At 58.8% G+C, this 21,868-nt stretch carries 19 protein-coding genes, 1 tRNA gene and 1 pseudogene; 15 read left to right on the top strand and 6 right to left on the bottom strand.

The window, feature by feature from the left end:
• Positions 1–138: 138 nt before the first annotated feature.
• Both ACVWZU_RS10060 and hisB read right to left on the bottom strand, forming a co-directional pair.
• Positions 139–243 (bottom strand): annotated as a pseudogene (locus tag ACVWZU_RS10060) (alpha/beta hydrolase); the annotation flags it as partial.
• 143 nt (positions 244–386) lie between these two features.
• Positions 387–1,007 carry an imidazoleglycerol-phosphate dehydratase HisB gene (gene hisB, locus ACVWZU_RS10055; RefSeq protein WP_457444680.1) on the bottom strand — a complete coding sequence of 207 codons (621 nt, stop codon included), beginning with the start codon at positions 1,005–1,007 and terminating at the stop codon, positions 387–389.
• Between the two features lie 311 nt (positions 1,008–1,318).
• Here hisB and ACVWZU_RS10050 point away from each other — a divergent pair, with 311 nt between their 5' ends.
• The 5 genes from ACVWZU_RS10050 to ACVWZU_RS10030 all read left to right on the top strand — a co-directional run bounded on the left by ACVWZU_RS10050 (position 1,319) and on the right by ACVWZU_RS10030 (position 7,325).
• The gene (locus ACVWZU_RS10050) at positions 1,319–2,734 is read left to right on the top strand and encodes a RecQ family ATP-dependent DNA helicase (protein WP_457444678.1); all 1,416 of its coding nucleotides are present in this window, start codon (positions 1,319–1,321) and stop codon (positions 2,732–2,734) included.
• Between the two features lie 147 nt (positions 2,735–2,881).
• Positions 2,882–4,687 carry a glycoside hydrolase family 3 N-terminal domain-containing protein gene (locus tag ACVWZU_RS10045; RefSeq protein WP_457444676.1) on the top strand — a complete coding sequence of 602 codons (1,806 nt, stop codon included), beginning with the start codon at positions 2,882–2,884 and terminating at the stop codon, positions 4,685–4,687.
• Positions 4,688–4,950: 263 nt separating this feature from the next.
• On the top strand, positions 4,951–5,280 hold the full coding sequence (locus tag ACVWZU_RS10040; RefSeq protein ID WP_049749615.1) for a c-type cytochrome: 330 nt from the start codon (positions 4,951–4,953) through the stop codon (positions 5,278–5,280).
• Between the two features lie 9 nt (positions 5,281–5,289).
• Positions 5,290–5,961, top strand: a complete 672-nt coding sequence (locus tag ACVWZU_RS10035) for a diacylglycerol/polyprenol kinase family protein (RefSeq protein WP_457444674.1) — start codon at positions 5,290–5,292, stop codon at positions 5,959–5,961.
• 71 nt (positions 5,962–6,032) lie between these two features.
• Positions 6,033–7,325, top strand: a complete 1,293-nt coding sequence (locus ACVWZU_RS10030; RefSeq protein WP_457444672.1) for a Glu/Leu/Phe/Val family dehydrogenase — start codon at positions 6,033–6,035, stop codon at positions 7,323–7,325.
• A 54-nt stretch (positions 7,326–7,379) separates the two neighbouring features.
• Here the strand turns inward: ACVWZU_RS10030 and ACVWZU_RS10025 are convergent, their stop codons facing one another.
• Entirely contained in the window at positions 7,380–7,739 is a 360-nt protein-coding gene (locus ACVWZU_RS10025) for a hypothetical protein (RefSeq protein WP_414351532.1), read from the bottom strand.
• Between the two features lie 324 nt (positions 7,740–8,063).
• Positions 8,064–8,321 carry a helix-turn-helix domain-containing protein gene (locus ACVWZU_RS10020; RefSeq protein WP_041436246.1) on the bottom strand — a complete coding sequence of 86 codons (258 nt, stop codon included), beginning with the start codon at positions 8,319–8,321 and terminating at the stop codon, positions 8,064–8,066.
• A 320-nt stretch (positions 8,322–8,641) separates the two neighbouring features.
• Here ACVWZU_RS10020 and ACVWZU_RS10015 point away from each other — a divergent pair, with 320 nt between their 5' ends.
• The 5 genes from ACVWZU_RS10015 (at position 8,642) to ACVWZU_RS09995 (ending at position 14,107) form a co-directional block, all read left to right on the top strand.
• Positions 8,642–9,751, top strand: a complete 1,110-nt coding sequence (locus ACVWZU_RS10015) for an RpoD/SigA family RNA polymerase sigma factor (protein WP_457444670.1) — start codon at positions 8,642–8,644, stop codon at positions 9,749–9,751.
• Between the two features lie 330 nt (positions 9,752–10,081).
• Entirely contained in the window at positions 10,082–11,275 is a 1,194-nt protein-coding gene (locus ACVWZU_RS10010) for an RNA-guided endonuclease InsQ/TnpB family protein (RefSeq protein WP_457444684.1), read from the top strand.
• A gap of 448 nt (positions 11,276–11,723) precedes the next feature.
• The gene (locus ACVWZU_RS10005; RefSeq protein WP_457395027.1) at positions 11,724–12,656 is read left to right on the top strand and encodes a COX15/CtaA family protein; all 933 of its coding nucleotides are present in this window, start codon (positions 11,724–11,726) and stop codon (positions 12,654–12,656) included.
• 53 nt (positions 12,657–12,709) lie between these two features.
• Positions 12,710–13,702 carry a heme o synthase gene (locus tag ACVWZU_RS10000; RefSeq protein WP_457444682.1) on the top strand — a complete coding sequence of 331 codons (993 nt, stop codon included), beginning with the start codon at positions 12,710–12,712 and terminating at the stop codon, positions 13,700–13,702.
• A 147-nt stretch (positions 13,703–13,849) separates the two neighbouring features.
• Positions 13,850–14,107: a hypothetical protein gene (locus tag ACVWZU_RS09995; protein WP_457444668.1), complete on the top strand. Its 258-nt coding sequence runs from the start codon at positions 13,850–13,852 to the stop codon at positions 14,105–14,107.
• 461 nt (positions 14,108–14,568) lie between these two features.
• Here the strand turns inward: ACVWZU_RS09995 and ACVWZU_RS09990 are convergent.
• Positions 14,569–14,641, bottom strand: a tRNA-Ala gene (locus ACVWZU_RS09990).
• 253 nt (positions 14,642–14,894) lie between these two features.
• Between ACVWZU_RS09990 and sppA the strand changes: the two genes are divergently transcribed.
• The 4 genes from sppA to pheA all read left to right on the top strand — a co-directional run bounded on the left by sppA (position 14,895) and on the right by pheA (position 18,822).
• The gene (gene sppA / locus ACVWZU_RS09985; RefSeq protein ID WP_457444666.1) at positions 14,895–15,932 is read left to right on the top strand and encodes a signal peptide peptidase SppA; all 1,038 of its coding nucleotides are present in this window, start codon (positions 14,895–14,897) and stop codon (positions 15,930–15,932) included.
• A gap of 44 nt (positions 15,933–15,976) precedes the next feature.
• A complete protein-coding gene (gene alr / locus ACVWZU_RS09980) occupies positions 15,977–17,251 on the top strand; it encodes an alanine racemase (RefSeq protein ID WP_457444664.1) in 1,275 nt (424 codons plus the stop codon).
• Positions 17,252–17,453: 202 nt separating this feature from the next.
• A complete protein-coding gene (locus tag ACVWZU_RS09975) occupies positions 17,454–17,822 on the top strand; it encodes a late competence development ComFB family protein (protein WP_457444662.1) in 369 nt (122 codons plus the stop codon).
• Positions 17,823–17,835: 13 nt separating this feature from the next.
• Positions 17,836–18,822 carry a prephenate dehydratase gene (gene pheA / locus ACVWZU_RS09970; protein WP_414423741.1) on the top strand — a complete coding sequence of 329 codons (987 nt, stop codon included), beginning with the start codon at positions 17,836–17,838 and terminating at the stop codon, positions 18,820–18,822.
• 54 nt (positions 18,823–18,876) lie between these two features.
• Here the strand turns inward: pheA and ACVWZU_RS09965 are convergent, their stop codons facing one another.
• A complete protein-coding gene (locus tag ACVWZU_RS09965) occupies positions 18,877–19,734 on the bottom strand; it encodes a sulfite exporter TauE/SafE family protein (protein WP_414418823.1) in 858 nt (285 codons plus the stop codon).
• 198 nt (positions 19,735–19,932) lie between these two features.
• Here ACVWZU_RS09965 and ACVWZU_RS09960 point away from each other — a divergent pair, with 198 nt between their 5' ends.
• On the top strand, positions 19,933–21,795 hold the full coding sequence (locus tag ACVWZU_RS09960) for a transglutaminase domain-containing protein (RefSeq protein ID WP_457444659.1): 1,863 nt from the start codon (positions 19,933–19,935) through the stop codon (positions 21,793–21,795).
• Positions 21,796–21,868: the final 73 nt, after the last annotated feature.

The following is a 21,868-nucleotide window of genomic DNA, read 5'->3' as shown; positions in this document are numbered from 1 at the left end:
GTAAACCAGCCTAGAGGTTCGTGGTTGGCTTGCCAACTGCAGGGCTGCCGAAAGCCCGCCCTGTACTGCGAAGCAGTCAGGGTCGGGTAGTTTACGTCTCGAATCAAAGTAGTGCGCAGAGGTGCTGGGATCAAAATCGCGTGTGAGCAAATCTGCCAAAGCTGCCTGCTGCTCTGGCGTAAGCCGCCGCAGATAAAAATCCAACTGCCGGCTCACCGTGCCATTGTGGGCAAACTGGGCCAGTCCTCCACGGGCAAGGAGAACTCAATCAAACAAAGGCGGCAGAAACACCCCCAAGCGCTCTGCACCCCCCATCTGGCCCAGACCGAAGAAAACTGTCCCCAATCCCAGAGCCAAGGCCAACAGTCTCCGTGGCCAGTTCATGCCTAGAGTACTCCCTTCGAACTGGGGATCCCTTCTTGTCGGCGGGGATCCCGTTCTACAGCCATACGCAGGGCACGGGCAAACGCCTTAAAACTGGCCTCGACAATGTGGTGGGCGTTGAGACCGGCAGCTTGGCGAATGTGCAAGGTAAGCTGGGCGTGGTTGACCACCGCCTGATAAAACTCCCGCACCAACTGGGTTTCGTAGCGGCCAATGCGCTCCGTGGGCAGCTCCAGGCCATAGCTGAGGTGAGGACGCCCGGAGAAATCCAGCACCACCTGCACCAAAGCTTCATCCAAAGGTGCCCAAAAATGGCCGAAGCGATGAATGCCCCGCCGATCCTGCAAAGCCTGCGCCAGAGCCTGTCCCAGCGTGATGCCCACATCTTCGTTGGTGTGGTGATCGTCGATGTGCAGATCCCCTATGGCCTTGATCTGCAAATCGATCAACCCGTGGGTGCTGAGCTGGGCCAGCATGTGATCCAAAAAGGGGATCCCGGTGTCGATCTCGTAGTGGCCGCTGCCATCCAGGTTCAGACGAATTTGAACATCCGTTTCCCCGGTGCGACGGTGAACAAGGGCAGTTCTGGGGTGGAGCAGGCGCGAGGAGTCGAGGGCAGTCATGGGAAAAGTATCGAAGCAGGCGGGAAGTCCCAGCTCTAGGATCGCACAAGCCCGCCGCCATCGACACCTTCACCCATGCAGCAGGTGAGAATCCCTTCTCTGCCGGGGATCCTGATCCCAGCCCCCTGGACACGGGGATAGGTGTGACAGGGATCCCCTACAGGCAAGCCGGTGGGGCCGATCCTCTGCGCCCTCACCCCTTGGGAGAGGGGAGCTAGCAGGTTCAGCGGGATTTGAAATAGCCTATAAGACAGCTTCTCCCGAAATCGCTGTAGATTGCTGAAGGAAATTGTTGAAAAGGGGGTTGCCGTTTGCAGGATTGGCAGCAAATCCAACAGGCCCTCAAGCAACACTGGGGTTACGAGACGCTGCGCCCACCGCAGGATCAGGTGATCCGCGCTCTGCTGGACAAGCGCGACGCGCTGGTGGTGTTGCCGACGGGGTTTGGCAAATCCCTGTGCTTTCAGCTAGTAGCCCTGCTGCAAAGGGGGGTGACGCTGGTGGTCTCGCCCCTGATCGCCCTGATGGAAGACCAAGTTCAGGATCTCTGGAAACGCAAGCTGCCGGCAGCCTGTCTCCACAGCGAACTGGATCCAGCCCTGCGCAAGCGGGTGTTGAAGGCCCTTGAGGAAAACCGACTGCGCCTGCTCTATCTGGGGCCGGAGACCCTATTCAGCCCCCCCGTTTGGCAACGGCTGCAACAGCCTCAGGTGCAAATCAACGGCCTGATCGTGGATGAGGCCCACACGTTGGTGCATTGGGGGGGATCCTTCCGGCCCGACTACCGCCGTCTGGGATTGCTGCGCCCGGCTCTGGCCCCGGTGAAGTCCTCCTTTCCCATTGCCGCTTTTACCGCCACGGCTGACCCCCAAACCTGCAGCCGCCTCAGCCAAATCCTAGAGCTGCGGGATCCGGAGTGCATTCGCGCCGATCCCCTGCGGGCCAATATCTCCCTCAATGTGGCGATAGCCTGGAGCCCGGCGCATCGCCGTCGTCGTCTGCTGCGATTCCTGGGCGAGAATCCCGGGTCGGGTCTGGTCTATGTGCGCACCCGACGGGATGGGGAAGAGCTGGCCGAGTGGCTGGGCCGACAGAACTTGAAAACCGCCACCTATCACGGGGGGCTGGAGGCGCGATCCCGCCGCCGGCTAGAACGATCCTGGCTGCAGGGGGAACTGCGCTTTCTGGTCTGCACCAACGCCTTCGGCATGGGGATCAACAAGCCGGATGTGCGTTGGGTGCTGCATTTTCATCCCCCGCCCAGCTTGATGGATTATTTGCAAGAGGTGGGACGAGGCGGTCGGGATGGTGGCCCTTGTCGGGCCCTGATGCTGGTCTCGGAGCCGACGGGCATGCTGGATCCCAGCGATCGCCGGCGCCAAGCCTATTTCTATTCCCAGCAGGAGCGCCTTCAGGCCCGAGCACGCCACCTGCTGCAAACCTTGCCTCAGCAGGGATCCTACGCCGACCTGCCGCCTGGAGAGGTACGGGTGGCCCTGGGTCTGCTGCAGGAGATGGGCTGCCTGCACTGGCCGGATCCCTTTCACTTTCAGGTGTTGCACCGCCGTTGGCAGCCTTTAAGACGAGAGGATCCCTGGCAAGGGATGGAAGCCCTCATCCACGCCCGCGGCTGTCGGTGGCAGGCGATCTTGCCCTATTTTGGCTACCCTGGGGAGCAGCCCGGCCTGCCCTGTGGCACCTGTGACCGTTGTCGGCTTTCTCGTTAGCCCTCAACAGCCCGCTGCGAGCCGCAACCGGCAGGAGTGGCTATCATGATCTGCGTTTCTGCAAAGGGAGCAGTTCCCCTTGCTGACGAACTTTCGGCTGTGCCTATGAGTGTTTCCGGATCTCCGCTCGAGGAACTTGACCGACCCTTGTCCCTAGCCCGGCAGGTGGCGCAACTGTTGGTGGTGCCGGTCTCGGCCCGTCTGGGATCCCAGTCTCCTCCCCGAGAGATCCTCAAACGGCTTATCCAGGAGGTGGGGATCGGGGGCATCTGGCTCACGGATGGCCACGTGGCCGAGGCCCTGCTGCTGATCGAGGAGGCCCAGTCTTGGGCGGCTCTGCCCCTTTTGGTGGCAGCCGAGGTCGGGCGGGGGCTGGCCCTGCAGGGGGCGACCCCTTTCCCCCATCCTCTAGGGTTGAGCCGCCTGGGGGCGGAAGCCGAGCGCTGGGCCGAGCAGTGGGGGCGGATCACGGCGCGGGAGGCGGCGGCCATCGGCATCAATTGGTTGCTCAGCCCGGTGGCAGAGCCGCTGGGGGAAGGGGCGCTGGCGGAGGATCCCCTGTCTGCTTTGCAACTGGCGCGAGCTTTTGTGCGCGGATGTGAGCAAGCCACCCCGGGCAGCACAGGCGGGATCCTAACCACAGCCAGCTCTTTTCCGGGCAAAGGCTGGAGGGATCCGGTTCAGGCCGGACTGAAGCCATCCCCAAAGACAACAGACACCCCCTGGTGCCCCCGATTAACCCTGACCCTAGCCCAGCTCCAAGAGGGACCTTGGCTGCCTTTTCGAGGTTTGGTGGAGCAGGTGGGGGCGATCTTGGTTTCCCACGTGGTGCTGCCGGAGTGGGATGAGCGCTGGCCTGTCACCCTGCTGCCGGGGCGGCTGACCCAACTGCTGCGCCAGGAATGGGGGTTTGGCGGGCTTATTGTTGTGGACAGCCTCGATCAAGGCTGCTTGGCAGAGCTGGCCAATGCTAACGGGCCCAACTCATTGGCCGTGCGGGCTTTCCAGGCCGGTGCCGATCTGATTCTGACCCCCCCCGATCCAACGGCATCCTTGGCAGCCGTTTTGGAAGCGGTGCAACAGGGATCCCTCAGCACAGACCAGCTTGCCCAGTCGGTGACGCGGGTGCTGCGGGCCAAACAGCGAATCCTACCTGCCGCCTCAGCTCTCCTCCAACAGGTGTGGCCGGCCTTGGCGGAAACCGACTTCAGCGCCCTTGGCGGATGGATGGGGGCCAGGGATCCCACGGATCCGGCCCTCAACCGTGGCTCTCCCGCCGAGCAACTGAAGCCTTTGCTGCTGGGGGATCCCATCTCCAAGGACAAGGACTCCGTTCCGCGGACGCGAACGGCGTTGGGAAAGTTGTTCAACAGGCGCTCCCACCTGACCTCTGCTCTGCACAGAGCCGCACAGCTGGGATCCCTCTTGGCCGAGAAGGATATCGCCCCCTGTCAAGCGGCTATGGCCCGCGGTGGCGTGGAAGGAGGCCGGCCCCTCAGCCCGCCCGCAGAGCCCGGATGGTTGAACTGGATCTGGCAGGATCCCCCCTTGGGTGCTGCCGATGTGCAGTTGCAATCTCCCGCCCTGCATGTTCCGGCTGCCCTGGGCATGCTTCCTGTGCTCAGCGATGCCCTTACCCCCCTGCCTTGGTTGGAAGCCGCTCTAGACAACGCCCCAGGGTTGATTTTCCAAGGTTTCCTTGGGAATCCCTTGCCCAACTATGTGCTGGATTGGCTGCAACAGCATCGGGAGCGGGTGGCAGCCGTCGTCATTTATGGTAATTTATCTCTCTACCGTCGCCTGCGGGCGCACTTTCCATGGGCCAATGCCATCCACAGCCTCAACCGGGATCCCTGGGCCCAAGCGGAGGTGATGGGGCGGCTCTTTCCCAACCGTCCCCCCTCAGAGGGATCAAAGTCTCACGTGGCCCAGCCAACCATTAAGAAAAAGTAAATACCTTTACAGATTATTGGCAGGGAAAGGCTCCTGAGTTATCGTGTTGGTTGAAATGTAAAAGATTGAAACGGTTTCTCTCAGCGTTGTCTGTGTCTCCCTCCCTCTCAGAGACCACTCAATCCCGCAGCAGCCAGTCATCAACCGGCAGTTGCGTCGGCTTTGAGCAAAAGCGACTTCAGCCTTCATCCCAACAGCGTTTACAACCCTTCCTCAAATCCTTGCAGCGATTCTTTACAAGTGTCTGGTCTCAAAAAACTCGGCTGGGTCTTGCCCTCCTCGGCCTAGGGCTGGCGATATTGACCTGGGCTTGGCTAAGTGCTGAGGCTCGTCTGGATCCCTACACGGAAGCCGTCCTCAGCTTACAGGGGCAGGTTAGCCATGGTGCATCCTTGTTTGCCCTCAACTGTGCAGCCTGCCACGGAGAAGAAGCGGATGGGCGAGTGGGGCCCAGTCTGCGGGGGGTGAGCAGCCGCCGCTCGGATCGGTTTATTATTCAGCAGGTGACCGGTGGCAAAACGCCTCCCATGCCCCAGTTCCAGCCGGATCCTCAGGAGATGGCAGATCTGCTCAGCTACTTGAAAACCCTCTGAGGCCGTTTCATGGGCCTGGCCCAGCAGCTTGCTTGCTATGCTCTCTGGCTGGCCGCCGTATTTGCTTTTGCGGAATGGCTGCGCTCCCGGCAGGTGGACGGGGAATGGGTGCGCAAGGCCATTCACATTGGTGTGGGCAATATCATTTTGTTGGCTTGGGCTTTGCAAGTGCCTCGCTGGCTAGGGGTGGGATTCTCTCTGGTGTTTGCCGGCTTGGCGCTGCTCTCCTACCGGGTGGCCATCTTGCCCAGCTTGAATGGAGTCGGTCGCCGCAGCTTTGGCACCTGTTTCTACGCCGTCAGCATTGGCCTGCTGCTGTTTTGGTTTTGGCGTCCCCAGCGACAGGTCTTCGCGGTGATCGGCATATTGGTGATGACGTGGGCCGACGCCTTGGCAGGGTTGGTGGGCAAAACTTGGGGCCAACACCCCTACCAACTGGGATCCCTTCAAAAAAGCTGGGAGGGATCCCTGACCATGTGGGCGGTGAGCAGCTTGGTGATTGCAGCTCTGCTGCTGGGGTACTTTGGCTTCTCCCCCCCTTTGCTGGCCATCAGCCTCTTGGTGGGGGGGATAACCATGGGGCTGGAGGTGTTCTCTTGGTGGGGGTTGGATAACCTGACCGTGCCCCTGGCCAGTGCCGGCCTCTGTTTCGTCTTGATCCAGATCCTCAATTATTTGTAACGCTTGCTACGGAACGTTCCTCTCCGGTTCCCGGCGGTATAGTGTGGAAACAGCCCTTGCTTCTCTTCGCCATGGCTGCAAGTCCTGCGCTGGCCTCTTCTGCCCCTCCCTCTCCCGCCCACATCTGTCCCCTTGCCCAGGCCTGCAGCTACCTAGATTGGGCAGCTGGCGAGCTGAAACTGGATCCCGGCTGGGTGGCGATCCTCAGCACCCCCCGTAAAGTGGTGACGGTGGCGATCCCCGTGCGGCTGGATAACGGACAAATCCAAGTGCTGGCCGGCCATCGGGTGCAGCATTGCAACGTTCTCGGCCCCTACAAAGGGGGGATCCGCTACCATCCCGCGGTCACCCTTGAAGAGGTATCGGCCTTAGCGATGCTCATGACCTGGAAATGTGCCCTTATGGGCATTCCCTACGGTGGGGCCAAAGGGGGGATCCCCCTCGATCCCAAGCGTTATTCGGTCTCGGAGCTGGAGCGCATCACCCGCCGTTACACCAGCGAGCTGATCAAGGATATCGGCCCTGCAGAGGATATCCCCGCTCCAGACATGGGAACTTCCGCCCGCGAGATGGCCTGGGTGATGGATACCTATTCCATGAATGTTGGGCATGCGGTGCCGGGAGTGGTGACGGGCAAACCTCTCTCGATTGGGGGATCCCGAGGGCGAGAACTGGCCACCGGACGGGGGGTGATGATCACGGTACGGGAAGCCTTGGCCCGACATGGTGGATCCCTGGCAGGGGCAACGGTGTTAATCCAAGGTTTTGGCAATGTGGGTGGAGCAGCGGCCAGCTTGCTGCATCAGGCAGGAGCCAAAATTGTGGCGGTTTCCGGCAGTTCTGGGGGCCTTTATAACCCCAAAGGACTGGATATCCCCGCCCTCAAAGCCCACATGAAGGAACAGGGAGGCCACATGGCGGGCTTTCCGCAAGCTGAGCCCATTAGCAATGCCGACCTGCTGGTGCAAAAAGCGGATGTGTTGATCCCTGCCGCTTTGGAAAATCAAATTACCGAAGCCAATGCCCACCAAATTCAAGCCCGGATTGTGGCAGAAGCTGCCAACGGTCCAACCACCCTTGCCGCCGACCGGATTTTGGAATCGCGAGGGATCCAGGTATTGCCGGATATCCTAACCAATGCCGGTGGAGTGGTGGTGAGCTATCTGGAGTGGGTGCAGGGACTCTCTTACATCTTCTGGGATGAGGAGCGGGTCAATCAAGAGATGGAAGGTCTGATGGTACGTGCCTTTGAACGGGTGGTGCAGGAGGCAGAACGGCGGCAAGTGTCGCTGCGACTGGCTGCCTACACCCTGGGGGTAGGCCGAGTGGCGCAAGCCCTACAGGATCGCGGCCTTTACCCGTAGACCGGGAACTCTTGGCTCAACAAGCCTACTTGCCAAGGTTCGATTGCCCTTTTCTCAAGCCCGACGGCGTTCTTGCTCTTCCTGCTGCTGCCATTGCTTGAGCAGCTCTTTTGCCGCCTGCGGGGTAAAGTAGTCCAGCTCCATCAGCTTACGGTAGGTCAGAATTTGCCGCATCTCCAGGGGCATGTCTGCTTTTTGGTAGAAGTAGCGAATGCGATTGATGTTTTGCTCCATTTCTGTAAACTCTTGCTCCCGCTTGATCTGCCTTTCCTGCTTGAGCACTTCATGGGGAGCGGACAGGCGGCTGTAGTTGGGGATCCGTTGCGTGCCTGTGGTTTTGCTGGCAGCAGGCAGACGGTGGCCTCCGGTTTGTCGGCTGTTGGCCTTGTTGGAATTGAAGAAGAAAGAGAGCATCGGCAAACCTCACACAAACAGATAAACGGCGGGAGCTTAACGCCAAGTCAACAATATCAAGTTTAGGTGAAGAAGCCTGTGATCCAGATCCTTCTTGGAAAAACCCGTACTTCCGGCGCGGCGCTGTATCTCTCCGCCTCTCCTACCCCCTCGGATGGTTGAGGAAAAGCTGGGGTTTGGCCTCAAGCCAATCTATTCATGAGTCCAGCCTACCGTGTTTACACGGAAAATGACTGAGATCACGTCCGAGAGTACAAGGTATTTAAGTATCTTCACGTCCTTTTGTTCGGGATCCCTGTATCGGATGTACTTTCCCGCAGGCCGCTACAGGTGGGATTCATCTCCGCTCAGCAGCCAAGTGACCGATACCCCCAACGCCTTGGCAAAGGCCACCAGTTCCTTGTCGATGACGCGCCGTTTTCCCTTTTCCACCTGGCCAATTTTGACGTAGTCCAACTGCACACCGTACTTGGCCAAGCGACCCGCCAGTTGATCTTGGGTGAGTTGCAGCTTCTCCCGTACCCAGCGCACCCGCTCCCCAATCAAGTTGGCCGATGGATGGTGCCGGTCGTTAGACTCCATAGGAGCAGAAAGCCGTAAATATTCTTTTCCAGACTGAGGAAGTTGAGGGATCCTCACATGGTAGCCTGAGCTGGCAAGGTTCCCTTTTCCTGGGATCCCACCCGGCAGCTGTTGAGCTGACTTGCTCAGGAACAATCTTATCTCAAGGTCTAGATCGAAAATCGCTTACCGCTTTTTGGCGAGCGACCCCTTGCCTGCAAAGACTTGGCGGATGGGATCCCTGCTGTTCCCGCATCTAAACGGAAAAATCTCCGGACAAAAAAGAGGGTCATGATCGATTTTCGCTCGCAGCAGCAGCAGAAACCTTTTTAGACTGGGAGATGAAGTTCTCTCCTCACCTGGCCGTGGTTTTTTCTCGTCCTCATCCTGAACACTCTGCCTCTTCGCCTCAGGAGTTTGACGATCTCTGGTTCGACCCCGAGTCTGCCCCTCAAGACGACCTCGCAGAAGTTGACTCAGAGCCAGGGGCCGGCGGATCCCGGCTGAATGAAGACGCTGTCGATCACTACCTGAATACCATCGGTCGCGTGCCCCGCATCGATCACGCTGAGGAAATCGAGCTGTCGCGCAAAATTCAGCAAAAGCTCCTCATCGATCAAGCCCGGCAGGAATGGCGGCAACAGCGGGGGGAGGATCCCAGCGATGAGGCTCTGGCCGAGGCCCTGCAGATTTCCGTATCCACCCTTCGCTCCCGCATCCGACAAGGGGAGCAGGCTCAGCGCAAGCTGATCAACGCCAACCTGCGCCTGGTGGTCAGCGTTGCCAAGAAATACCTCAATCGGGGGGTGCCCTTTTTGGATCTGATCCAAGAGGGCAATATCGGGTTGATCCGGGCCACCGAAAAATTCAATGCAGAGCGGGGGTTTCGCTTCAGCACCTATGCTCATTGGTGGATTCGCCAAGGCATTACCCGTTGCATTGCCAATCAAGCACGGACGATTCGCCTGCCGGTACACATGGTCGACAAAGTGCGCCTGCTCAAGCGCACCAACCGCGAGCTGATGAAGCTGCAGGGGAGGCGGCCCACCGAAGCGGAGCTGGCAGAAGCCTTGGGCATTAAAGTCAAGAAACTGCGCATGATCCAGCAGGCTGCTGCTTTGCCCCTGTCGCTGGATGTGCCGGTCGGCCAGGAAGGAGAAAGCCGCCTTGGAGATTTGCTGCAAGATGAGCGGCAAGAGCAGCCCTTTCAAGGGATCCTCGTGCAATCGATGCAGCAGGATGTGCGTTCTGCCATGCAAACCCTCAAGCCGATTGAGAGGCAAGTGCTGGAGTTGCGCTATGGGTTAGACGGGCAACAGGCGAGAACCCTGCGGGAGGTGGGGGATCACTTCAACCTAACGCGGGAACGGATTCGTCAGATCGAGCGGGATGCCCTGCGCAAGTTGCGGGTGGGATATTCTTCGCGGGCTTTGGCTCAGTACATTCGCTAGTGGCTACAGGCCTGGCAGACCGATTTCCGGGCCAGCTTCTGCCCAGGGATAGCCTTTTTTCAATCTTCTTGGGTTGAACACCATAGCCCCTTGCAGCGGCGATGATAAGGATCCCTTATCCCCTGAGCCTATTGGGGCTGATGACCCCCCGGCTACCTCATCTTCACGACCAGAGCCAGTGGGAAGGACTTTGGCAGCTAACCTCTTTGGTCGTTGAGGAGTTGGCTGATCGGTTTCCTCTGGCGCTCAGCTAGAAATCGCAGGAGCCCCGCACTGTACCCGTAGGGTCAGTGCCGGGAGGAATGCGCTTTGATGAAGTACAATGAACTTATGAGCCAAGTCCTGACCATATCCTGTAAGCTCAAGGTGTCCCCATCGCAAGCCGCTAAATTGGACGCGACGATGGATGTCTTTGTGCAGGCCTTGAACTGGGTCAACCAGAACACGCCGGAGAAGATCGTCAACGCGGTCAAACTGCAATCCCTTTGCTACTACGAGATTCGAGCTCGGTTCGGCTTGTCCAGTAACTTGGCTCAACAGGTGTGCAGACGGGTGGCGGGCGCTCGCAAAGTGGCGAGACAGCGCAACCGTCCGGTTAAAGAGTTCAAGCGTAGGTTCGTTACCTACGATGCACGTATCTTCTCATTTCGCGAGAAAGACTGGACGGTGTCGCTGACCACGGTGGAGGGGCGAGAGCGCTTTGAACTAGCCATTGGCAACTACCAGCGTGGAATACTGGCTGGTTCCAACCCCAAATCTGCCACCCTGGTCAAGCGGAAGGACGGCTCCTACTACATCCAGATTTGCGTAGAGAAAAAGCCACCCAAGCAACAAGATGCCGACAAGGTGATCGGGGTGGACTTTGGAAGGACGGATATCGCTCATACCTCAGAAGGGGACAACTGGAATGGACAGCAGTTGAACAAAGTCCGCGACCACTACTCCCGGTTGAGGGCGGTACTCCAACGCAAAGCCAGTAAGGGCACACGCAGTTCGCGGCGCAGATGCCGTCAACTGTTGCAACGGCTGTCTGGCAAGGAGAGACGCTTTCAAACGTGGGTCAATCATCGCATCTCCAAAGTTATTGTCTCCAGGGCAAAAGCTACCAACAGCGCTATCGCTCTGGAAGACCTGACAGGGATCCGGGAAAGGGTCAATCAACAACCCCGCAGCAAAGCCGAGCGGCGCAGGGCCAACAGTTGGGCGTTCTACCAGCTACGCCAGTTTCTGGAATACAAGGCTCTGCGTGCAGGGGTTGCCTTGATTCTGGTACCGCCTGCCTACACGTCGCAGACCTGCCACCGGTGTTTGCACATTCATCCCGACCCTGCGCAATCCTACCGCAGTGGAAAGAAGTTTAAGTGTAGGCACTGTGGATGGGAAGGAGATGCGGATTTGAATGGTGCGAATGTGATTGCGCTTTTGGGGGCTGTCGTAAACCAGCCTAGAGGTTCGGGCCTGTTTTGTTCTCTGGTAGAGCAGAGCAGGCTCAGGGCTACTGAAAGCCCGCTCCGTACCGCTTAGCGGTCGGAGTCGGGTAGTTTACGCATTGTAGTCATTCCAAACGAGATTGAGACACTCCCGTTGCCGCCCAAACGCTTCGCGCCGCTGCCGCGACCCCTCTCCCAGGGGGAAAAGGATTGGTCTGCTGGCTTGACTTCCCAGAGGTGCCTAGGATTCGGAACACCTGCGCGCCGAGAAAGAAATTCTTAAAAAGCCTTCGCCAGCCACAAAACCGCATTTAGGATTGGCTTCGAGGAATAGTCAGCGAGTAACCTGCGTCTTTGTTTCCAGATGGCCCGATACCAAGCCGGCTAGGCTTTTTCAGCCCAGCCTCTTTTTCAGTGCAGATGCTCGAGCCGTCAGCCCGGTCTTTGCTATGCCTTCAACTGCAATGGATTCTTCGATCTTTCATCAATCCCAACCTTCTTCCCAGCGGAATCCTGTGCTCTCAGACAAGCTTTCCCTGCGTATGGGACAAGCCCTACTGGGGTTAGCATTGGCCACTTGGCTGCTGATGGGGTTAGGCAGTGCCACCCGCGTCATGAATGCTGGGCTGTCCTGTCCAGATTGGCCCCTTTGCTACGGGGCAATTGTGCCCAGCCAGCAGATGAACCTACAGGTCTTTTTGGAATGGTTTCACCGCATGGTGGCTTCTGGGGTAGGCTTGGCTACGCTGGTTCTGATGGGGTTTGCTTGGCTGAAGCGTCAGGCATTGCCCACTTGGCTGCCCTGGGGTTTGAGCTGGGCTTTTGTTCTGGTCTTGACGCAAGGGATCCTGGGTGGGCTGACGGTCACGGAGCTGCTGCGCTTTGATATTGTGACGGCCCACTTGGGCACGGGCCTGCTGTTTTTTGCCACTTTGCTCACCCTGGGATTACTGATCTGGACAAGAGCCGGTTCTAAGGACTCCATCCTGCCGCTGCGACTGGGTGAAGGGCCATTTTCCGTCGGCTACTTGCCTTGGCTGGGCTTGGGGGCGGTGCTGCTGGTGTATGTCCAGAGCCTTCTGGGCGCCTTGGTGGCCTCCCAATGGGCTTTGCATCAATGCTTTGCTGCCGGCGAGCTGTGCTGGGTGATGAATAGCCACTTGCTGGGGGTTGCTCCGGCCACCCTTGGGGTGTTGGCGGTAGCGGTGGCCACCGGGCTGCGGCGCAAGCGGATCCCCCGCCTTCTCAAGTTCTTGGGCCATGGGTCTGTTGGCCTGCTGTTGGCCCAGGTGGGGATCGGTGTTTTGACCTATCATTACCGGCTGCAGGTAGAACCCCTAACGGTGGCCCATCAGATGATGGGGGCAGCTTTGCTGGCCTGTCTGCTGGGTTTTACGGTGCTGGCCTGGCGAATGCGAACCCAGGGGGAAGAAGGCCAGTGGATGGCCATGACCGCAGAAATGACCGGTGAGTGAATTTCATGCAAGATAGCGTTTTAGTCGACCGTCAGGCTTCCTACCAGAACCCGATGGGGGGGATCCCCTCTGAGCAGAGCCCATGTGCTCTGGGGTGCGAGCGCCAGGCGCTTGTCCAGGTTTTGCGCAGCTACAGCCAGTTGGTGAAGCCCAAGATCATCGCCCTCTTGCTGATGACGACGGCTGGGGCCATGTGGATGGCAGGCAACACCGACCCGTTCAGGTTTTTCATCACCCTTTTGGGGGGAGGAATGGCGGCGGCGGCAGCCAACGTCATCAACATGGTGTATGACACCGATATCGATCGGATGATGGAGCGAACCCGTCATCGCCCCTTGCCTTCCGGTCGAATCCGAGCGCAGGATGCTCTGATTTTTGCCGGGATCCTGGCTTTGACTGCTTTTGGGCTGTTGGCCACGTTCACCAACCTGCTGGCTGCCAGTTTGGCCATGGTGGGGATCCTGGTGTATGTGGGGGTCTATACCCACTGGCTGAAGCGTTCCAGCACGCAAAATATTGTCATCGGTGGAGCGGCAGGAGCGATCCCACCTTTGGTGGGCTGGGCAGCAACCACAGGCGAGCTCAGCTGGGCCGCGTGGGTGATGTTCGCCATCATCTTTTTGTGGACTCCACCCCACTTCTGGGCTTTGGCCATTCTGAAGCGGGAAGACTATGCCCGTGCCGGGGTGCCGATGCTGCCGGTGGTCGCGGGCGAAAGACTCACTGCCGCACAGATTTTGCTCTACGCGCTGCTGATGGTTCCGGTCAGCCTGTTGCTGGTTTACCCCTTAGGGATGCTGGGATCCTTTTATCTGAGCGTCGCGGCGCTGCTGGGATCCCTCTTGGTTTGGAAGGCGGTGCAGTTGCTGCAGGATCCCTGCGACCGAGATCGGGCGGCCTCGCTCTTCACGTTTGCCAACCTGTATCTGCTGCTGTTGTGCGGGGCCATGGGTCTGGATAGGTGGTCGTTAACCCACATCCTCTGGAGCCAGGCCACTGCGTCCCTCCAAGGGATTTACACCACCCTCATAGCGCTGGCCAGCTGACTTGCGCGAATGGGGGATCCCTGGGTTGATAACCCCCGTTGGCCAGCCGGTTTTTCCTCAAAATTGCGGCCCATTCTCAGAGAGTGACACTCCATACCGTGCAGGGTAGAATGAGCTAATCATTAGCCAAGCAAGACACACCCGGCCATGACCAATGAGGAGATTGAGACGCGATTTGTCCAGTTGGCCGAAGCTGTGACCAAGGTGGCTGATACAGTTGCCAAGGTTACCGATGCTCAGCTTGCCTTGCAGACTCTTTCGGGGCGTCTCGCTGAGGTTGTCCTGGAATTGCGGCAGGAAGTGCGGGAATTGCGGCAGCGGCAGGCCGAGTCGGATCAACGCTTTGAGGTTCTCCTTCAGGAAATCCGCTTCTTAATCCGCCGTCAGGGAGAGGGGCAAGCGTGAGTTGGGAAATCGCCTGGTGGAAGCCCTTGAGATAGGTCAGGATCCTCTCCGTGGAAAGGGTGAAAACAGCGGAGGATCCCTTGCTGCCTAAGGTTTGCTCCCAAGCAGAATACTTTCATTATTTCAAACAGCAATGAAACGGCTTGCTGCGTCGATCCCTAACTCCCTTCTCCCAGGGGGAGAGAAGCCGGAGGTGAGGGAAGGCCGCCTTACAGGAGAGGAGTTGGGGGTAGATTTTGCCGAGCCTTTGTGGACACTTAAGAAGCCCAGAAGCCTTGCTGGATAGGACTGTCTGGGCTTGGGGAGATGTTGCTGAACCGTTTCGCAACGCATAGTCACTTATCTCACCGTCAAGGTGAAACAAACAACCGCTTGCTTCCTGATAAGGCCTCCGGCCCGCTAGCGCAAGCAGTAGAAATAGATGGTAATAGAAGCCACGACTGCTATCGGCCCTCTGGGGATGGAGCTTAGCGGACTTGAACCGCTGACCCCTTCAATGCCATTGAAGTGCTCTACCAACTGAGCTAAAGCCCCAATCACTTGGCTTCGAGCGAGAATCCCGCTCAAGGATCCTACCCTCTACTCCAGCTTACACTGGCAACCTGCAGAAGATGCCTCAGCGGTAAAAAACGCTGGAACCTGATCGTAAATAAGTGGAGGATCCTTGTCAATAGCTTGGATGGCTCAACCGAGATGAGGAGTTTGCTTGGTTCTCAGCCTTTTGGTGTCAGACGTTGCGAGAAGCCCGCGGGGTGGTAGAACGGAGTCAGTGGCAATTGAGGGGCCTGTGACACAAGAAACTCAGCTTAACCGCATTTTGGCGGCTTCTTTGCTGGTCGTCTGCCTTATTGCGGCCATTGTCGGGGGCACGCGCCCTGCCCCAGAGCCTACCCGAGGCGGGGTTGGCCTAGAGGCTGCACGGGGGGCGGAGCGCATCGAGGTGGTCACCCTGGAAGGAACGATAGGCGGCCCAGGGGGTTCGACTTTGGTAGGCCTGCCCACTTCTCCTGTGGAACAGTTGCGGGAGGCAGCACGGGATCCCTCTGTCAAGGCTGTATTGCTGCGCATCAACAGTCCCGGCGGAGCTGTGGGATCCAGCCAGGAACTCTACCGCGCCGTAACCGCTCTACACGGAGCAGGCAAGCCGGTGATCGCTATCCTAGAAAACATTGCTGCCAGTGGGGGGTACTACGTGGCCAGCGCTGCCGACAAAATCTATGCCAACCCTGGCACCCTGACCGGCAGCATAGGGGTTATCATCAGCGGCCTCAGCTTTGGTAAGTTGCTGGAGAACTACGGCATAGAGCCGCAGACCTTCAAAACCGGCGAGTACAAAGACCTTCTCTCTCCTTTCCGCAGTGCCACTCCTCAAGAGCAGCGCCTTCTGCAAAACTTGGTGGAGGATACCCTCGAGCAGTTCATTCGCGATGTGGCCCAAGGACGCCAGCACTTGCCAGAAAAGGCAGATGAGGTGCTGGAGGCGGAGATGATCGCGCGACGGCAGAGCTTGGATGAAGACCGGGTGCGACAATTGGCCGATGGACGCATCTTCACCGGGGCGCAAGCTGTGGAGGTGGGCTTGGTGGATGCTTTGGGGGGCTACACGGAGGCGGTGGAGGATCTGCGGCGCATGACCGGGGATCCCTCTTTGTCGCCGGCGGGTGAGGGAGAGGGCTTCCAACGAGTACTGCGACGCCTGTTAAGCCAAGGACTGTCCTCGCAAAGGCAAGCCGCTTGGCTGAGCCGGCTGTTGGAGAGCAACGAGGCTGTTGGGATCCCAGACGTGCCGCTGCTGTGGATGGCGCCGGAGTGGACTTTGCGCTAAACCTAAATCTAATCAGGACGGGTTTTGGGTGTGGGGGGTGAACGGTGAATCGAGAACCGGTCGCGCCGGCGGCGCAGGGCACTTTGAGAGCAGCTGCTCTGGGAGTGCAGGGCAATACTTGGAGAGAGGGATCCCAGAAGGCCAATTCCTTGGCGGAGCTGGATTGGGCCATCGACCTGGAGCTGTTGACCAGTCGGGCTTGGGTGGAAATTGACGCAGCCCAGCTGCGAGAAAACCTGCGGCTGTTGCAGAGGCGCCTAGGCTCAAACGTCGAGATCTGGGCGGTGGTGAAGGCCAATGCCTACGGGCATGGGGCGCAGTTGGTGGCTCCCGTGGCTGTTGCGGCTGGTGCCAAGGGGCTATGTGTGGCCACCCTGGCCGAAGGGATCGAGTTGCGGCAAACGGGGCTGCAGGCTCCGATTCTGGTGTTGGGAGCTTTGAATACCTGGGCAGAACTACAGCAGGCCATGGCAGCCCGGTTGGAGGTCAGCCTCACCTGCACAGACCAAATCCCGCTGATGCGCCAGGTAGCCCGTTGGGCCGGGCGCCCCGTCCCGGTGCATGTCAATGTGGATACGGGTATGACCCGTTTGGGGATCCCCTGGAAGAAAGCTGCAGCCGTGTGGGGGCAGATTTGTCGGATCCCGGAGCTGGAAGGCTGTAGCTTGTTTTCCCATTTGGCGACGGCGGACGAGCCCCATTCTCCGGTCATGGAACAGCAGCACGCCCGCTTTGCCCAGGTGGTGGAACAGATCCGTCAAGCCGGGGATCCCTTACCGGCGCTGCATCTGGATAACTCAGCCGGTGCTTTAACCCATCTCCACTACTCCCGTGTGCGTTTGGGGTTGGTCCTCTATGGCCTGTCCCCTGCCCCTCACTTGCCGGTGCCAGGTCTGCAGCCGATTCTGCGGCTCAAGGCGCGGCTGTCCCACATCCAAACTGTGCCTGCCCAGACCGGAGTGAGCTATGGACATCGCTACATCACCTCTCGCCCCAGTCGCATTGCCACTCTGGCCATCGGCTATGCGGATGGGATCCCACGGCGGCTTTCCGGCTGGCTGCGAGGATGGGTGCGCGGCGGCTTGATCCAACAGGTGGGCACGATCACGATGGATCAGTGCATGTGGGATGTAACCGAGAGGCCGGATATCCAGGTGGGGGATGTGGTGGAACTGCTGGGCCCGAATCTGGTGAATGTGGGTTTATCCGTGCAGGATTGGGCCGATCAGTTGGGTACTATTCCCTATGAGTTGCTGTGTGGGCTTTCTGCCCGTCTGCCGAGAGTGTTGGTTAACCCTCTGGGGTTTGATGATGGCTGACAGGACAGATCCGATTGCCTCAGCACACCCAAATACATCAAGCCCAGATAGGAGCGGGCCAGAGGCTGTTCGCGTCAGCAGCAGGGGATTTGGCTTGACTTGTCAACAGAGAATAGAGCAGCATCGAAGGTAATCGAGAGCACTCCTGCTCCCTGAAAGACAGGGGCTTGGCGGCGGGTTCGATTCACATCAGGAGGTAGCGATGGCGGAGGAACATAAGCCTCTGAAGGGCCTGGAAAATCAAATGGAACGGGCTGTTCTGGAGATGGTCAATGAAATCCTGCTGATGGAGAGTCAACAGCGCTACTGCTTCTGCGAGAAATTCTGTAACGATGCTGCCGCCCTGGCCTTGAACAACCTCAAACCTCGCTACGCCACCAGTTTTCACGGCTCTCTCCGAACTTTAGAAGCCATTCAAGCGGATCAGGAGTTGCAGAGGCTGATCCGGTTGGAGGTGGTGAAGGCCATGGACAAGGTGGCGGCCAATCCCCGTTGCCCAGAACCTGAATGTCCTTTGCTGCCGCGCGACGTCGAGGCGATAGAGTTAGAACTGGCCCCTAGCGACAATTGAAGGAATGGCTCTGATGGAGCTGCGCTCCGCTGGCGCGAACGTTTCCCCTTCGCCGGTGGCCTTTCTTGGCCCTGCTGGAACCTACACAGAGTTAGCAGCTTTGCTGGCCTGCCCTGAGCAGCCTCACCTGCACAGCCAGGGATCCCATCCCTTGGTGCCCTACCCAACGATCAGCGCCTGTCTAGAGGCGGTAGCTGCCGGCCAGCAACAATGGGCGGTGGTGCCGGTGGAAAACTCGGTGGAGGGGGGGGTCTCGATGACCTTAGACGCCCTCTGGCAACTGGAGGGGCTAGGGATCCGGCAGGCGCTGATCCTGCCCATTCGCCATGCCCTCATCGGACGTGCCTCGCGGTTGGAGCAAATTGAGCAGGTCTACTCCCACCCGCAAGCTTTGGCCCAATGTCAGGCTTGGCTGAGATCCCATCTGCCCCAGGCCACTTTGATCCCAACCCGCTCGACCACCGAAGAATTGGATCGCCTGCAGGAGCAGCCCAGCGCCGCCGTCATCGCCTCAGAACGAGCTGCCACCCTCTACCAACTGCCGGTCTTGGCCTGCCCGATCAACGATCACCCCGACAATTGCACTCGCTTTTGGGTTATTGGCCGTGCGCCGCTCTCGCGTTCCGGTCAACAGGGTGAAACCTCTGCCGATCCTGCTTCTCCGGGGGGATCCCATACTTCCTTAGCCTTCAGCCTCCCCCACAACGTGCCGGGAGCGCTGCTGAAACCTCTGCAAGTGTTTGCGGAGCGAGGCCTGAATATGTCTCGCATTGAGTCGCGCCCCACCAAAAAATCGGCAGGGACGTATGTCTTTTTTGTCGATTTGGAGAACCCTATCGGCCAACCCTATTTGGATGCCGAGGTGGTTGCGGCGCTGGAATCAATTGCTGAAACCTTGAAGCTCTTCGGCAGCTACCCTGTGCATGACCTCTGCAAACAAGGGGATCTATCCCAAGTAGCAAAAGCCCTGCCCTCTGAGGGGAAAGCGCGTCCAACGTAGAATCGAAATGACCAAGGACTGCTGTCTTGAGCGCTCAGGCAGACCAGGATCACTTCACAGAGCTCGATAACCTTGCCAGGCTTGCCAAAAAATGTAAAGAGAAAGAATGGCCAGGAAGCCCCGAAACAACAGACTGACGGTTTCATCGGGCAATTTGGGCAGGGTGCGTGTGCTAATCTGTACACCGATTAACCCCCCTGTGCCCAAGATTAAACCTGGGATCCAGAGCACATTCTGGTGGATGGTGCCGTCCCCGAACCCCAGGCCATTCCAGATCCAATCGCTGAGGCCCGCATGGCTGGCAGTGGCAGCAACTGCTGTGATCACAATGGCCCCCAGACTGGTCTGAATCGCCACTTTGATTGTCTCTTTCAGCAGCAGGATCTGCATTGGCACCAGGATCACCCCACCGCCGATGCCAAACAGCCCGGCCAACAAACCGGCAGTGCCGCCGGTCAGGGCGCGGGCTAACCAGGGAGACATCTGCCCTGAGGACTCCGTCCCGCTGAGGTGCTCGGCATCGCTGACGTCAGCCCCCAATTCTTGGGCCTGGATAACCACCTTTTTGTTGAGTTGCACCAGGTAAGTGTTGGCCAGCAGCAACACTCCAAACGCTGCCAACAGCAGATAGCTGGGAAGGCGACTGGCGATAATTGCTCCTACTTGAGCCGTAAGCAACGCTGGGATCCCCAGCAGGATCACCCGTTTCAAATCAAGCATGCCCATCCGCCAGTTTTGGATGCTGCCCGCAATCGAGGTCATAACAATGGAAAGATTGCTGGTGGCTGCAGCTTGAACCGGTGGGATCCCCAAGCTGACCTGTAAGGGCACCAGGATCACGCCACCGCCAATGCCCAGCACCCCGGCCAGGATCCCTGCCACCAGGCCGCCAATTGCCAAGGCCAACTCCATCCCCTACCACTCCCCACCGCTGCTCTATCTTGCTGGCCAAAAAGCCGCCATCATCGTAACATTCTCCAGTCCTGGCAAGACTAGCAGGGATACATCGGTCGAGAAGCCTTGGGTGTGGGGTTGAAAAGAGGCGCATCATAATAATGTTGGACAGTAAATATTGGACAGTCGTACCGCCTTGGTGCAGATCGCGCCAGCATGTCAACTTCATCCATAGGCAAGGAAGCCTTCATGGTTGCCATTCATCCGGCAAATGATCTAGGTGCTCTGAAAAATCCGGGTTCTACGGCAGAAGGATCCCAGCCTGCTTGGTGGCCTCCATCTGGGCGGCAACAGGGAACTGTGGCCCCTTTGCAACCGTTGGGGCTGGTCGCTTTGGAAGGTTTGGCCACCTGGGGAGATTGCCTACTCGGCTTGGATCGGGTGAGGGGCTATTTGGTGGAGATCCAAGAGCACAACACCCTGCTGCTCAACCCCCACCATGTCCACTCTTTCCAAGGTGCTTACGGTTTGTGGGTAGAGCCAGAGGGGGATCAAGCGTGGATTTGGCTCAGTCCGCAGCAAGAGGGGCAAATCTTGCGCATTCCCATGTCCGCTCTGCAGCAACCGGGATCCCTGGAAGCCTTTCCAGTGTGTAGGTGCCCCTACCCTATCGAAGGGATCGCCCTCTGGAGCGATCCCCACACGGGAAACCGCTACCTCTATGCCACCTGCTACAAACGGGGAAAAATCCTGCAACTGGATCCCAGCCGTGGCCTTATTGTGCAGGAGATGCCTGCCCCTGGGGTTGGCCGAGAACAGATTGCGGTGCAGGGAGACTACCTCTGGGTGAGCGATCGGGTGGAAGAGACGATCTACGTGCTGGAGCGCCAGACCGGGCGAGAACTGGCCCGTATCCTCACCCCTTCTCCTGGGCCAACAGGCTTGGCCCATTGGCGGGGGCAACTCTGGGTGGCCTATGCCCACGAAGAAGCCTACATCCACGACAACCCCAACGCTCCAGATCCCTTGTCGGTGGCCCTGCGCGATAAAACCTGGGTGGCCCCCCTACGCCTGCGGCCTTTGGATCCCCCTAGCTCCCCCGACCCCTCTGGCGGCGGTGGAACCGAGGCCGAGGATTCCCCCATTGCCTGTCCGGTAGTTTTTCAGCCCCAGTGTCTGGGGGAACGCGCCACCTACACCCTCTCCCACGGCTATCGGGTGGAGCTGACCTATGTGGAAGAAATTGCCCAAGAAGAGCCGCGCTTCCTGCCCGATTTGGTCTGGCGAATTGCCTTGCCCTGCAACAGCCTTCGCCAACGGGTGCGCAGCCTGCACTGGGTAGGTCTGCCGTTTGAAGTGGAAGAGCAATCTGGCCAACAGGTGGCGGTGTTTTCGCTGGGATCCCTGGGGGCCCATGAGGTGCGCTTGTTTGGCTGGCGGGCGGTGTTGGATCTCTACAGCATCAAGTACTGCATCGATCCGCTGGATGTAGAAGATGCCGTCGTGCCCCCAGACCTACGGGATCGCTACTTGGTGGACGATGACTACCTGGCCATGGACACCTCGATTGTTCGAGAGGCAGCGCGGCGGGCCGTCGGCAGCGAGACCAACTTGCTGCGCAAAATGCTCAATATCCGGGCCTATGTTTACGACAAGCTCTCCTACCGGGTCACCTCTCGCATCGATCCGCCGGATGAGGTTTTGCGGCGTGGCTCCGGTTCTTGTGGTGAATATGTGGGGGTGCTGTTGGCTTTGGCCCGCCTCAATGGGATCCCTTGCCGCACGGTGGGGCGCTACAAATGTCCTCCCCATCCAGAACTGAAAGGGATCCCGCTGTTTCCCCAGTACAACCACGTGTGGATTGAGTTTTATCTGCCCGGCTGGGGTTGGGTGCCGATGGAGTCGAACCCCGACGATCGGGGGGAGCGCCCCTATTCGCAGCGCTACTTCATGGGCTTGCCCTGGACCCATGCCGAGATCGCCAAAGGGATCCCTTTCGAGACGATCAACACCGACCAAGCCTCAATTGGGGAGCTGGCCATTAACCATGTGCAGTTTCGCATCTTAGAAGAAATTTGAAAGGCGAATAGAGTGAGAAAACGGGCCTGAGATTGGCCAACACTGCTCCCGGAGTGATTTTTGCCGAAGATGA

Source organism: Thermostichus sp. MS-CIW-26 (assembly GCF_054059115.1).
Note: the sequence above shows the minus strand (reverse complement) of the source record. Positions and strands in the feature narration are given on the sequence as shown.